This is a genomic window from Salibacter sp. (genome assembly GCF_031581065.1).
Taxonomy (GTDB): domain Bacteria; phylum Bacteroidota; class Bacteroidia; order Flavobacteriales_G; family Salibacteraceae; genus Salibacter.
Map to the genome: position 1 here is coordinate 1 of NZ_JAVLBN010000051.1, position 12,848 is coordinate 12,848.

13 protein-coding genes are annotated in these 12,848 nt (G+C 41.9%); 4 read left to right on the forward strand and 9 right to left on the reverse strand.

What is annotated here, in order from left to right; all coding sequences use genetic code 11:
* The 5 genes from RI557_RS10060 to RI557_RS10080 all read right to left on the reverse strand — a co-directional run.
* A partial coding sequence (locus tag RI557_RS10060) for a hypothetical protein (RefSeq protein WP_310683575.1) occupies positions 1-199 on the reverse strand: 199 nt, incomplete at its 3' end.
* Between the two features lie 41 nt (positions 200-240).
* On the reverse strand, positions 241-924 hold the full coding sequence (gene truB / locus RI557_RS10065) for a tRNA pseudouridine(55) synthase TruB (RefSeq protein ID WP_310668532.1): 684 nt from the start codon (positions 922-924) through the stop codon (positions 241-243).
* Positions 925-932: 8 nt separating this feature from the next.
* Positions 933-1,724 carry an undecaprenyl-diphosphate phosphatase gene (locus RI557_RS10070; RefSeq protein ID WP_310683577.1) on the reverse strand — a complete coding sequence of 264 codons (792 nt, stop codon included), beginning with the start codon at positions 1,722-1,724 and terminating at the stop codon, positions 933-935.
* A 3-nt stretch (positions 1,725-1,727) separates the two neighbouring features.
* Entirely contained in the window at positions 1,728-1,982 is a 255-nt protein-coding gene (locus RI557_RS10075; protein WP_310668530.1) for a DUF3098 domain-containing protein, read from the reverse strand.
* The gene (locus RI557_RS10080) at positions 1,979-2,851 is read right to left on the reverse strand and encodes a permease-like cell division protein FtsX (protein WP_310668529.1); all 873 of its coding nucleotides are present in this window, start codon (positions 2,849-2,851) and stop codon (positions 1,979-1,981) included. Before RI557_RS10080 ends, RI557_RS10075 begins: the two co-directional genes overlap by 4 nt.
* Before the next feature lie 132 nt (positions 2,852-2,983).
* Between RI557_RS10080 and leuS the strand changes: the two genes are divergently transcribed.
* Together leuS and RI557_RS10090 are read left to right on the forward strand one after the other, a co-directional pair.
* A complete protein-coding gene (gene leuS / locus RI557_RS10085; RefSeq protein WP_310683579.1) occupies positions 2,984-5,785 on the forward strand; it encodes a leucine--tRNA ligase in 2,802 nt (933 codons plus the stop codon).
* A 126-nt stretch (positions 5,786-5,911) separates the two neighbouring features.
* Positions 5,912-6,058, forward strand: a complete 147-nt coding sequence (locus tag RI557_RS10090) for a hypothetical protein (RefSeq protein ID WP_310683581.1) — start codon at positions 5,912-5,914, stop codon at positions 6,056-6,058.
* A 78-nt stretch (positions 6,059-6,136) separates the two neighbouring features.
* Here RI557_RS10090 and rfbB read toward each other — a convergent pair whose 3' ends face one another.
* The 4 genes from rfbB to RI557_RS10110 are packed head-to-tail and all read right to left on the reverse strand — an operon-like array spanning position 6,137 to position 10,658.
* Positions 6,137-7,189, reverse strand: coding sequence for a dTDP-glucose 4,6-dehydratase (gene rfbB / locus RI557_RS10095; RefSeq protein WP_310683583.1), 1,053 nt, complete (start codon positions 7,187-7,189; stop codon positions 6,137-6,139).
* 1 nt (position 7,190) lies between these two features.
* Entirely contained in the window at positions 7,191-8,177 is a 987-nt protein-coding gene (locus RI557_RS10100; RefSeq protein WP_310668524.1) for a UDP-glucuronic acid decarboxylase family protein, read from the reverse strand.
* 4 nt (positions 8,178-8,181) lie between these two features.
* Positions 8,182-9,528, reverse strand: coding sequence for a UDP-glucose/GDP-mannose dehydrogenase family protein (locus RI557_RS10105; protein WP_310683585.1), 1,347 nt, complete (start codon positions 9,526-9,528; stop codon positions 8,182-8,184).
* Between the two features lie 2 nt (positions 9,529-9,530).
* The gene (locus tag RI557_RS10110; RefSeq protein ID WP_310683587.1) at positions 9,531-10,658 is read right to left on the reverse strand and encodes a DegT/DnrJ/EryC1/StrS family aminotransferase; all 1,128 of its coding nucleotides are present in this window, start codon (positions 10,656-10,658) and stop codon (positions 9,531-9,533) included.
* Positions 10,659-10,805: 147 nt separating this feature from the next.
* On the opposite strand from RI557_RS10110, the gene RI557_RS10115 reads away from it, so the two are divergent.
* Positions 10,806-11,564, forward strand: a complete 759-nt coding sequence (locus RI557_RS10115) for a hypothetical protein (RefSeq protein ID WP_310668521.1) — start codon at positions 10,806-10,808, stop codon at positions 11,562-11,564.
* Positions 11,564-12,826, forward strand: a complete 1,263-nt coding sequence (locus RI557_RS10120; protein ID WP_310683589.1) for a glycosyltransferase N-terminal domain-containing protein — start codon at positions 11,564-11,566, stop codon at positions 12,824-12,826. Before RI557_RS10115 ends, RI557_RS10120 begins: the two co-directional genes overlap by 1 nt.
* Positions 12,827-12,848: the final 22 nt, after the last annotated feature.

A 12,848-nucleotide genomic window follows, 5' to 3' on the forward strand; every position in this document is an offset into this window, starting at 1 on the left:
CTTTGTATTTTTGACTGAACTGAATATCGAGTCCAAATTGATCTCTCAACTCTCTTATTCGCCTCTTTACTGTGCGCTCAGATGAACTGAGTCCGCGATTTTCAAGCGTTTTTGATAATTCTTTTACTGATCGGCTTCCAGATTCTACCTGCTGATGAATTATCACATAACTTTTAAAATCATCTATAGAATGGCTCATGAAAATAGGATTTTCATCAAATGTAATCCATTATCACCATTTCAGCTATTCATTATAACCTCAACCACCTCTTCAACACTCATAGCATCTTCTATACGGTAATCACCAATTGCGGTTCTTCTCAAGGCGCTCAGGTAGCCGCCATTATTCAGGCTCTGACCAAAATCATAAGCTAAACTGCGGATGTAAGTTCCTTTAGAACACCTAACGCGAAAGTCAACTTGTGGCAAGTCGATTCTCGTCAACTCAAACTCGTATATGTGAACGAGGTTCTGACGCATTTTTACGTCCTCTCCTTTTCTGGCATAATCATAAGCTTTTCGCCCATCGATCTTTTTGGCCGAGAAAACGGGCGGAGTTTGCAATTGCTCGCCTACAAAAGACTGAGCTGCTTTTTCGAGTTTCTCCGGAGATAAATCCGAAATATCAAATTGCCGATCTGCCTCAGTTTCCATGTCATAGCTGGGAGTTGTGGCACCCAGCGTAATCGTTCCGGTGTATTCTTTCTCTGCTCCCTGTATAGACTCAATTTTCTTAGTCGCCTTGCCGGTACATAAAACCAAAAGCCCGGTTGCGAGCGGATCGAGCGTGCCGGCATGGCCTACCTTGATTTTTTTGCGGTTCAACTTTTTCAGCAACCTGCCTCGCACTTTTTTCACAACATCAAAAGATGTCCATTCCAAAGGCTTGTCAATAAGCAGCACTTCACCGGCTAAAAAATCCATATAAAAAATTAAAGGAGTTCAATAACAATTGTGATTGCACCAACCACAAAACAATAAATACTGAAATAAGTGAGCTTGCTCTTTTTTACCAAACTGATCATCCAGGTGCAGGCAAAAAGTCCTGTAATGAAAGCAGCAGCAAAACCAATGGTCAGAGCCAAAGCATCTACCTGCCCACTCGTGAATGCTCCGTCCAAAATATCCTTGGCCATTTTTCCCAGGATGAGCGGAACCACCATCAAAAAAGAAAAACGCGCAGCTTTATCTTTATCCACTCCCAATAGCACCGATGTAGAAATAGTAGCTCCCGAACGCGAAATACCGGGCAAAATGGCAATAGCCTGCGAAATACCAATAATCAATGCCGATTGATAGCTCACGGTTTTTTCAGTCTTTTTAGCCCTGTCGGCAAGAAAAAGGAGTAACCCGGTTATGCCGAGCATGGCTCCGACCAATAATATTTGCCCTGCGAAAAGAGCTTCAATAGCATCATCAAACAGAACCCCAATAATGGCTGCCGGAATCATCGACACAATGATTTTCAGCGAAAACTGTGATTCCTCGTTATTTTTAAACTGAAAAAGACCTTTGAAAATTTGAGCGACATCTTTCCTGAAGATCACCAGAGTACTAAGGGCTGTAGCCGCGTGAAGGACAACAGTAAAGAGTAAGCTCTCTGACGGTACACGGTCAGATCCAAAAAGTGCCTTGACAATCTCGAGATGACCGCTACTACTTACGGGTAAAAACTCCGTGAGCCCCTGAATAATACCCAGGAGCAACGCTTCAATCCAATCCATTGATTATTCCTGGTTGTGGTCTTTCGTTTTTTTCATAATCGCTACAAATACCGCAATGTAGCCTAATACCACAACTACCGGAGCAAGCGTCCATCTTCTAAACGAAAAGATCTCTTCACTAAAAACATTAGGATCGTCACTTCCTCCGCCAGACATTAAGATAAAGCCAATAATAACGAGCACTACACCCGCAATCATGATCATATAGTTCGTCTTGCCAAATGCAAGATCTTCTTTTTGTTCAATTTTGTTACTCATCGCATGTAAAGTTGATCGGTTTTTAATTTGAGGTAACGGTTCACCGCAAAAGTTGTACTTAGCCAGGAAATAAGCATTCCAAGCAACACAACAATCACGAAGAGTACAGCAAATGTTTCCACATCCTGCATATCAAATATCTCAGGCATTTCGCTCTGCGCGTAATAAATCACACCAGCGAGCAATACCAAAGCGATTAGCGCTCCGTACAAACCGTGTAATATACCCTGATTAACGAACGGTTTCCTGATAAAACTCTGCGTAGCTCCCACGAGTTGCATACTCCTAATCAAAAAGCGCTTTGAATAAATGGCGAGCCTTATCGTACTATTGATCAGAGCCACTGCTATGATCATCAACAATATAGCAAACCCTGAAAGGAGAAGCGAAATCTTACGAACATTTTCGTTGACTATACTCAGCAGGTTTTTTTGGTATTCAACCTCCTTGACTTTGGGGTTATCGAGCCAACTCTGCTCGATCATCTGCACACTATCAGGATTGGCAAATTCTGCCTTGAGATAAACATCAATAGAAGTTGAAAGCGGATTATATCCCAGAAAATCGATAAAGTCTTCCCCTAAATCTTCCTGTAAGCGAGTAGCTGCCTCTTGCTTGTCAACATAATCTGTGTACTTCACATATTTTGAAGCATCAAGCGATTTTTGAAGGCGTTTGATATCGGCCTGGTTGACATCGTCCTTGATGTAAATCGAAATCCCGATGTTTTCCTTCACGTAATTGCTCAGCTTATTCGCCTGCAAAAGGATCAAACCAACCATACCTAACATAAAGAGCACCAACGATATACTCACTACAACAGAAAAATAAGAAGTGTTTAATCTCCTTCTCTCAAACTTGTTAGACATGGACGTTCTTTTTAGTAAACGCTGCTAAAATAACAATTTAGCCGGAGCGCACTTTAATAATAACCTTTAATAAGGCTTATTTTTAGTTAAATTCGCGGCTTCAAAAGTAGGTATTAAACGCAGACTAACAGCATGGAATATTCAGCTGATTTAATCAGGCAGATTGAAGAAAAATGGCGCAAAAAGTGGCAACAGGACAAGACTTATAGCGCTAAAATCAATAGCGAAAAGCCAAAGCATTATGTCCTTGATATGTTCCCATATCCATCAGGAGCGGGATTACATGTTGGTCACCCACTGGGCTACATCGCGAGTGATATTCACGCTCGTTTTAAAAGACTCCAGGGTTACAACGTGCTTCACCCAATGGGTTATGATGCTTTTGGACTACCAGCTGAACAATACGCTATTCAAACGGGTCAGCACCCTGCTGTTACAACTGAACAAAATATAAAACGATACCGCGAGCAACTCGACAGACTCGGATTTTCGTTTGACTGGGATCGCGAAGTGAGAACCTGCGACCCTGAATATTACAAATGGACACAGTGGATTTTTCTCCAGCTTTTTAACTCCTGGTATTGTAAAGATGCTGATAAGGCACTTCCTATTTCAGAACTCATTGAAGTATTTGAACAGGAAGGCAACAAAAACCTCAATGCTGTTTGTGATGAGGATACTGAGGTTTTCGCTGCTGAAGATTGGAAAAATGCTTCTGAAAGTGAAAAAGAAACGATACTCCAAAAATACAGACTCGCTTATTTATCAGAAGCTGTTGTAAACTGGTGCCCTGAATTGGGAACTGTGCTCGCTAATGACGAAGTAAAAGATGGCGTGTCAGAACGCGGTGGCTTCCCTGTGGAGCAGAAAAAAATGAAGCAGTGGAGCATGCGCATCACAGCTTACGCTCAACGCTTACTCGATGGGCTCGACAAACTCGACTGGCCCGATGCTATCAAAGAAGTGCAACGCAACTGGATCGGTCGTTCACAGGGAGCTGCTATTTGGTTTGATGTTTCCGGATCTGACCGAAAAATTGAAGTTTTCACAACACGCCCTGATACCATTTTTGGTGTTTCCTTTATGGTGCTTGCTCCCGAGCACGAACTCGTGCAGGAAATTACGACTGATGAACAACACAGTGAAGTTGAAAAGTACATCGAGCAAACCAAAAAGCGCAGCGAACGCGACCGAATGGCTGATGTGAAAAATGTATCGGGAGCGTTTACCGGTGCTTATGCAGAGCATCCGTTTACAGGGGAGCAAATACCGGTTTGGATTGGTGATTACGTGCTTGCAGGTTACGGAACCGGAGCAATTATGGCCGTTCCATCAGGCGATCAGCGCGACTGGGATTTCGCTAAACATTTTGATTTGCCTGTTCCTAATGTAATTGAAGGTGCCGACATAAGCGAAGGTGCCAACGATCAAAAGAGCGGAAAACTCACCAACTCGCAATTTCTCGATGGACTCAAAGTAAAAGATGCCATCAAAAAAGCGATTGGTGCGCTTATCGAAAAAGGAATCGGGCAAAAGAAAATCAACTACAAACTCCGCGATGCCGTATTTGGCCGCCAACGATACTGGGGCGAGCCAATTCCGGTTTATTATGAAAACGGAGTTCCTAAATCGGTCAGAACCGAACACCTCCCTCTCGAATTACCTGAGGTAGAAAGCTATCTCCCTACAAAAGATGGCGAGCCACCTCTAAAACGTGCCGATAAATGGAATTACGATCCGGAAAGAGGTGTTGTACCAAATGGTGAAGGATTCCCACTCGAACTCACAACAATGCCGGGTTGGGCCGGATCGAGCTGGTACTTTTTGAGATATGAAGATCCCAATAACAGTGAAGAATTCGCCTCGCAGGAAGCAGTGAATTACTGGAAAAATGTGGACTTTTACATGGGCGGTGCTGAGCACGGAACCGGCCACCTCCTCTATTTCCGCTTTTGGACAAAATTTCTAAAAGATCGCGGACACATTCCTTTTGATGAACCGGCTCAAAAACTGACCAACCAGGGAATGATTCAGGGTGATTCCAGATTTGTTTACCGTGTTGAAGGTAGCAATGAATTTGTCACTTTCAGTAAAAGAAAGGAATACAAAACACAAAGACTACATGTTGATGTAAACATTGTTGATGGTGACAAACTTGATACGGAAGCTTTTAAAAAGTGGCGACCAGAGTTTAAAGATGCTTCATTTTTAACTGAAGAGGACAGAACATATAAATGTGGTAGCGAAGTCGAAAAAATGTCCAAATCGAAATTCAATGTCATCAACCCTGATGATCTCTGTGATCAATATGGAGCAGATGCGTTGAGGCTCCACGAAATGTTTTTGGGTCCGGTTGAGATGCACAAACCCTGGAACACACAGGGAATTGATGGAGTGAGTAAATTTCTCAAGCGTTTTTGGAGACTCTTTCACAGTGGAGATGAATTTTCTGTGATTGAAGAAAAACCAACTAAAGATGAGTTAAAAGTACTCCATACTTGCATCAAGGCCATGACTGAAGACCTGGAAAAAGATAGCTTCAATACTTGTGTAAGTAACCTCATGATTTGTGTGAATGAACTTTCGAGTTTGAAATGCAACAAACGTGAAATTCTAGAACCTTTGAGCATTTTGGCTTCCTGTCATGCACCTCACATAACTGAAGAGCTTTGGGAGAAGCTCGGTCACAAAAGTTCAATCATGGATGCTGGCTGGCCACAGTTAAAAGAGGAATACCTTACAGAAGACGAAATTGAATATCCAGTTTCATTTAACGGTAAAAAACGCTTTAGCCTCAAGGTTGATGCAAATCTTTCAAAGGATGAAGTTGAAAAAGCGGTACTCGAACACGAACGAACCGGTCAACAATTAAAGGGCAACGAACCGAAAAAAATCATTGTTGTGCCGGGTAGAATAGTAAACGTTGTTCACTAATTGTTTTGTTATGTAAAGTCGAAGTTAAAAAAAGGTTATTTCACATGTTAAACTTTAAATAAACTTGTCATTTTTTAAAATTATACATACTTTTAACAAGCAAAACAAAACTAAACCTTTGAAAGTATGAGTGAACAACCTAAAAATGTGAGAGGAGAAATTAAAAAATCCCTTAAAAAGAATATCGCTAAAGCGTGGTATAAATTAGATCAACAATCTTATGAGCGTTGGCTGGAAGGACGAAAGGTTTCTCAAAGTGAATTAAAATATTAGTGATATAAGTATAAACTAATACTTAAGGATTAAAAAAAAAGGTTAGCCAATTGGTTAACCTTTTTTTGTATTTAATACTCAACGATTAATGTAGTGCATTTTGTAATAATCCTGGTAATCTCCTGAGGTTACATTCTCGAGCCAGCTCTCATTTTCAAGATACCAGTCAATTGTCCTGGATAAACCTTCCTCAAATTGCAAAGAAGGCTTCCATCCCAACTCTTTATTGATTTTAGAAGCATCTATAGCATAGCGTCTATCGTGCCCCGGGCGGTCCTTCACATAAGTAATCAACTCGCGTGATTCGCCTTTTTCTCTACCGAGCTTTTCATCCATCAAGTCGCAAAGTGCGTGAATTAAATCGAGGTTTGTCCATTCATTGAATCCACCAATATTATACGTTTCCCCATTTTTTCCATCGTGAAAAACCCGGTCGATCGCAATAGCGTGATCAACCACGTAAAGCCAATCTCTCGTGTATTGTCCATCTCCGTAAACCGGCAATGATTTGCGCTGTTTTACATTATTAATAAAGAGCGGAATCAATTTTTCAGGAAATTGGTTGGGTCCGTAGTTGTTTGAGCAGTTAGAAATGACAAATGGAAAGTCATACGTATTTCCGTAAGCTCTCACTAAATGGTCAGAACTCGCTTTAGACGCTGAATACGGTGATTTGGGATCATAAGCAGTCGTCTCTTCAAAAAGCCCCGTTTTACCCAGGCTACCGTAAACCTCATCAGTTGAAACGTGGTAAAACCTTTTGCTTTGGTCAGATCCCCAAACCGCTTTAGCAGCGTTCAACAAGTTAGCAGTTCCCATAATATTGGTCTTGAGAAAAGCCAGCGGGTCTTCAATTGATCGGTCAACGTGCGACTCAGCCGCGAGGTGAATCACCCCGTCATATTGGTTCTGAACGAAAAGAGAGTTGATAAACTCAGCATCTTCAATATTCCCTTTTATGAACTTGTAATTATCACGATCATCAATATCGGCAATATTTTCAAGGTTGCCGGCATAAGTAAGGCAATCGAGATTGTGGATTTCATAGCTGGGATATTCCAGGACAAATCTCCTAACTACGTGAGAACCGATAAATCCGGCTCCGCCTGTTATGAGAATCTTTTTGGTCATACTAGCGTTTGATGTATTCTTCAAATGTGTTGTGCTCTTTTTTATAAAGTTTCTCCTCGGGTAGCGACTTGAAGTAATCATAAGTGCGCTTTAACCCTTCACCTCTTTCTACCTTTGGTTCCCAACCTAAAATCTCACGAACTTTTGTAATATCAGGCTGGCGTTGCATTGGATCGTCCTTAGGCAGATCCTTGTAGATCACTTTGTTCGTTGTTCCTGTGAGCTTGATGATCTCCTCAGCAAAATCTGCAATTGAAATTTCACTCGGATTTCCAACATTTACCGGCTTTGCGTAATCGCTCATCAACAACCTGTATATTCCTTCTACAAGGTCGTCAACATAGCAGAATGAGCGTGTTTGCGATCCATCTCCAAATACTGTGAGATCTTCACCGCGAAGTGCCTGACCAACAAAGGCCGGTAAAACACGACCATCATTCAATCTCATTCGCGGACCATAAGTATTGAAAATACGAACGATTCTCGTTTCCAATCCGTGGTAGGTATGGTAAGCCATCGTAATTGCTTCGAGGTAGCGTTTTGCTTCATCGTAAACACCGCGCGGACCTACAGGATTAACATGCCCCCAGTAATCTTCAGTTTGTGGGTGAACCTGCGGATCTCCGTAAACTTCACTGGTTGAAGCTACCAGGATACGGGCATTTTTAGCTTTGGCCAATCCCAAAAGATTATGTGTCCCCATGGCACCCACTTTGAGTGTTTGGATGGGGATTTTGAGATAATCGATTGGTGAGGCCGGTGAAGCAAAATGCAGGATGTAATCTAACTCGCCCGATACATGAACAAACTTGGTTACATCGTGATTGTAGAATTCAAAGTGTTTTTCAGAAAAGAGGTGCTCAATATTGTCGAGGTTTCCGGTGATCAGGTTATCCATTCCTATTACGTGATATCCCTCTTTCAGGAATCGATCACAGAGGTGAGATCCCAAAAACCCTGCAGCGCCTGTTATTAAAACTCTCTTCATGAAATTATTTGTTTGTTACTGTTTGGCGACCTATGGATGTATAATAAAAACCTTTTTCCTCCATGCTATCGAGTGAATACAGGTTCCGACCATCAAAAATTACCGGCTCTTTGAGTTTGTTTTTTATCGCTGTAAAATCAGGGCTCCTAAAGATTTGCCACTCTGTACAAACTACGAGAGCATCAGCGTCATTGAGAGCTTCGTACTGGTCATTTGCGTAGTGAATTTTATCACCGATCTGTCCTCTCACATTATCCATTGCTTCAGGGTCATAAGCCACAACCTCAGCTCCGGCTTTTGTCAGCTCATCAATAATGTAGAGCGATGGTGCTTCTCTGATATCGTCAGTATCAGGTTTAAAAGCCAATCCCCACATCGCGAGTTTTTTGCCTTTGAGTGAGTCGCCAAAGTATTTTTTGATACGTGGAACCAAAGCCGTTTTTTGAGTTTGGTTGATATCCATTACCGCATCTAAAATTCTAAAGTCATAATCGGCTTCTTTACTCGATTTCGCCAAAGCCTGAACATCTTTTGGGAAGCAACTTCCCCCGTAACCGATTCCGGGGAAAAGGAAACGTTTTCCTATTCGCTCGTCAGAACCCATACCAATACGAACCTTATCAACATCAGCGCCTACGCGTTCGCAAACATTGGCTACTTCGTTCATGAATGTAATCTTGGTTGCGAGGAATGCATTTGCTGCGTATTTCGTCAACTCGGCAGATTTTTCATCCATAAAAATCACCGGGTTTCCCTGGCGAACAAATGGTTTGTAAAGTTCATCCATGAGTTTTCTCGCCCGGTCAGAACTCGTACCCACAACCACGCGATCTGGTTTCATAAAATCGTCAACCGCAAATCCTTCGCGAAGGAACTCAGGGTTTGAAACTACATCGAACTCCGGTCGGTTCTGATCGTTGCGATCAAAACGTTTATCGAGTTTATTGGCCAGTGTTTGTTGCACTTTATCAGCCGTGCCAACGGGAACGGTACTCTTGTCGATTACCACTTTGTAATCTTCGATCATTCCGCCCAGGTCTTTAGCAACCTGAAGAACGTAAGATAAATCTGCTGATCCATCTTCACCGGGAGGTGTTGGAAGAGCGAGGAAAATCAACTCTGCAGGCTCAACTGCTTCTTTGAGATCAGTCGTGAAATGTAACCTACCTGCTTTGATGTTGCGTTCAAAAAGAACATCGAGATGTGGCTCATAAATAGGCACAATTCCCGATTTCATTTTAGCTACTTTATCTTCATCTATATCAACGCAAATCACATTTGCGCCACTTTCTGCCAAACATGTGCCGGTCACGAGGCCCACGTAACCGGTTCCTACTACTGCAATATTCATAATTATCGATTAATATAGTCCAGGATTGATTTAGTTATGTGATTTAGTTGTTCGTCTGTTAATTCTGTGTGGATTGGGAGTGATAAAACTTCAGTTCCCAGCTGCTCTGTAACAGGTAGAACCACATTAGCTCCATTGCGCTCAAACGCTTTTTGTTTGTGATTGGGAAGCGGATAGTAAATATTTGAAGGGACACCATTTTCCTGTAAATGCTCCTGAAGCTTAGCGCGATCAACACCTTTCAGCTTCACCGTGTACTGGTGGTAAACATGCGTTGAAAAATCAGCGACAAATGGCGGAACGATCTTATCTGTTTTACTGAAGGTTTCGGTGTAGAAGCTCGCAGCTTTATTTCGGGCTTGATTGTACTCATCGAGGTGTTTGAGCTTGATGCGCAAAATAGCAGCCTGGATACTATCAAGACGAGAGTTAACCCCAACCTGATCGTGGTAATAGCGCTTAGACTGACCGTGATTTGAGATCATTCTCAATTCATTTGCCAAATCATCATCGTTGGTGAATATAGCTCCTCCGTCTCCGTAGCAGCCCAGGTTTTTTGACGGAAAAAATGAAGTGCAACCAATGTGCCCAATTGTTCCGGCTTTTTTGGTGTCACCATTTTTGAAAGTGTAATCTGCACCAATACCCTGAGCCGTATCTTCTATTACGGTGAGGTCATGCTTATTCGCTACTTCCATAACGCCTTCCATGTTGGCACATTGACCGTAAAGATGAACCGGGATAATCGCTTTTGTGTTTTCCGTGACTTTACTCTCGAGATCTTCAATATTGATATTGAAAGTATCGGGATAAACATCCACAAAAACCGGCTTAGCGCCTAGTAAAGCGACTACTTCACATGTTGCAACGTAAGTGAAACTGGGAGTGATTACTTCATCTCCTGCTTTTACACCGGCAGCCATGAGGGCTATTTGAAGTGCATCAGTTCCGTTGGCACACGGTATTACGTGTTTTACATCGAGATAATTTTCTAAATCTTTTTGAAAACCCTTTACTTCAGGTCCGTTGATGAAAGCACAGGAATCCATTACATCGATTACTGCTTTATCAACTTCGTCTTTTATTTTGAGATATTGATTTTTTAAATCAACCAGTTGAATTGGTTCCATTGAAGAAATATTTTTAATACCTCGCGAAGATAAACTCTACGATGGCAATTGCATAATAAATTTGGAACGCAATTACCCTAATGTAATTGTAATTACCTGTAAAAAAACAACATCATAATTCGCTGTTTATTTCGTTATCTTCGCGCTATGGTTAAAAAGCTACTTTTTGTCGCAGTATTTCTGCTTTCCGTTTCAATGGCTAAAAGCCAGGTGAGCATTAAGGATTCTGCAGTTTTCACCTCGTTGATTGATGTTTCTTACGCACTCCAGTTTCCGGGCGGAGATATGGCCGATCGTTTTGGCTACAACAACAATATTGGTGGTGGTTTTTCTGTCAAACTGAAATCGAACTGGGAGTTTGGGCTCGGTGGCTCGCTTCTCTTTGGCAGACAGGTAAAAGATGACAGAATGCTGGAACCGTTTACTGATGATCAGGGTATTGTGCTCGGACTCAGTGGGCTTCCTGCTGATGTATTTTTATACGAAAGAGGCTTCACCGTTCAGGCGAAAGTTGGAAAAGTTATTCCGCTCGGTTTCAGCAACCCAAACAGCGGACTTTTGATCAAAGTTGGTGGTGGCTTCATGCAGCATAAAATTCGCATAGAAGACGAATATGCTGATATCCCGATGCTCAACTACAAGGACAACAAAGTAGGATTTGACCGACTCACATTTGGAGCCATGACTTCTCAATTCATCGGTTATCGCTACCTCAGCAACAGAAGGTTAGTCAACTTTTTCTTCGGGTTTGAATTCATGCAGGGATTCACAAAAGCAAGACGTGACTATCAATACGATATTGGTCGCCCATCTGATGAAACCCGTCTCGATCTTCTCTATGGAATTAGACTTGGCTGGACACTTCCTCTTTACCAGAAACAACCTGATGAGTACTACTTTCGCTAATGAAACTCCTCTACAACGTAACGGTCAGAGCCTATAGAGCTGCGATCTCCGCAGCGGCAATCGCGGGAAAAGAAAAAGCACAACAGTGGCTAGCGGGCCGCGAAAACTGGCGCTCGAAATTGAAGGCTGACCTGAGTAAGCTGGATCTGACCAATAAAAAAACAATTTGGTTTCACTGTGCTTCGCTGGGTGAGTTTGAACAAGGCAGGCCACTTATAGAAAGCGTAAGGAAGGAGAGCCCTGATGTGAATATTGTACTCACATTCTTTTCTCCATCGGGCTACGAAAACAAAAAGAACTACTCGCATGCTGATTTAATCCTTTACCTCCCGCTGGACACTCGTAAAAACGCTCGCGATTTCCTCGATCTGATTAAACCAAAAGTGGCCGTTTTTGTCAAGTACGAGTTTTGGTATCATTACATGAGGGCTCTGAACGATAGAGATATTCCGCTTATTCTTGCATCAGCAATTTTCAGGGATGAACAACTCTTTTTCAAGAGTTACGGGAAATGGTATTTGAAATCGCTGCAGCTCGTTGATCAGTTTTACGTTCAGAGTGATAAGTCAAAGGAGTTGCTCACAAGTCACGGAATAAAAAATGTTGAAGTGAGTGGTGACACAAGATTTGATCGTGTTTGGCAACTCAGTCAAAAAGTCAAAACTTTCAATGAGCTCGATCCATTTTTTGAAGATCAAAAGGTTTTCATTGCCGGTAGTTCCTGGGAAAAAGAAGATGAGTTTACTGAAAAGCTCATCGATGACGGATTACTCAATGATTTTAAAATTGTCATTGCTCCGCATGAAATCACAGAGAGCAAAATAAAGGGCTACGAGAAAAAATGGCCCGGACAAACATTCCGCTTTACTAACCGTAAAACAGTTAAAGATTTAAGAGACAAAAAAATCATGATTGTGGATACAATCGGGCATTTATCATCACTTTATCAATATGCGACTATCGCTTTGATTGGTGGCGGTTTCACAACCGGAATCCATAATATCCTGGAAGCCGCTACTTACGGTGTTCCAACAATCTTTGGCCCCAACAATGAACGTTTCCAGGAAGCTCAGGATTTAATGAAACAGGAAGCTGCTTTTGAAGTGAAAATTTACAGTGATCTAACGAAAGTTTTCAATAAAATGAGTGATGAAGAGAAGCTCGCTAATGCTTCTGAAAAATCGAGAAAATACGTTTCACAAAATACAGGAGCTGTCGATATTATTTACGCGGGAATCAAAAAGAAATTACTTGCGGAATAACCTTCTGAAAAAACCTCCTCCG

Excerpts from the sequence above, each read along its gene's own strand:
- rfbB (WP_310683583.1), bottom strand. The coding sequence starts at position 7,189 with ATGACCAAAAAGATTCTCATAACAGGCGGAGCCGGATTTATCGGTTCT.
- RI557_RS10120 (WP_310683589.1), top strand. The coding sequence starts at position 11,564 with ATGAAACTCCTCTACAACGTAACGGTCAGAGCCTATAGAGCTGCGATC.
- RI557_RS10100 (WP_310668524.1), bottom strand. The coding sequence starts at position 8,177 with ATGAAGAGAGTTTTAATAACAGGCGCTGCAGGGTTTTTGGGATCTCAC.
- truB (WP_310668532.1), bottom strand. The coding sequence starts at position 924 with ATGGATTTTTTAGCCGGTGAAGTGCTGCTTATTGACAAGCCTTTGGAA.
- leuS (WP_310683579.1), top strand. The coding sequence starts at position 2,984 with ATGGAATATTCAGCTGATTTAATCAGGCAGATTGAAGAAAAATGGCGC.
- RI557_RS10105 (WP_310683585.1), bottom strand. The coding sequence starts at position 9,528 with ATGAATATTGCAGTAGTAGGAACCGGTTACGTGGGCCTCGTGACCGGC.
- RI557_RS10080 (WP_310668529.1), bottom strand. The coding sequence starts at position 2,851 with ATGTCTAACAAGTTTGAGAGAAGGAGATTAAACACTTCTTATTTTTCT.
- RI557_RS10110 (WP_310683587.1), bottom strand. The coding sequence starts at position 10,658 with ATGGAACCAATTCAACTGGTTGATTTAAAAAATCAATATCTCAAAATA.
- RI557_RS10070 (WP_310683577.1), bottom strand. The coding sequence starts at position 1,724 with ATGGATTGGATTGAAGCGTTGCTCCTGGGTATTATTCAGGGGCTCACG.
- RI557_RS10090 (WP_310683581.1), top strand. The coding sequence starts at position 5,912 with ATGAGTGAACAACCTAAAAATGTGAGAGGAGAAATTAAAAAATCCCTT.
- RI557_RS10115 (WP_310668521.1), top strand. The coding sequence starts at position 10,806 with ATGGTTAAAAAGCTACTTTTTGTCGCAGTATTTCTGCTTTCCGTTTCA.
- RI557_RS10075 (WP_310668530.1), bottom strand. The coding sequence starts at position 1,982 with ATGAGTAACAAAATTGAACAAAAAGAAGATCTTGCATTTGGCAAGACG.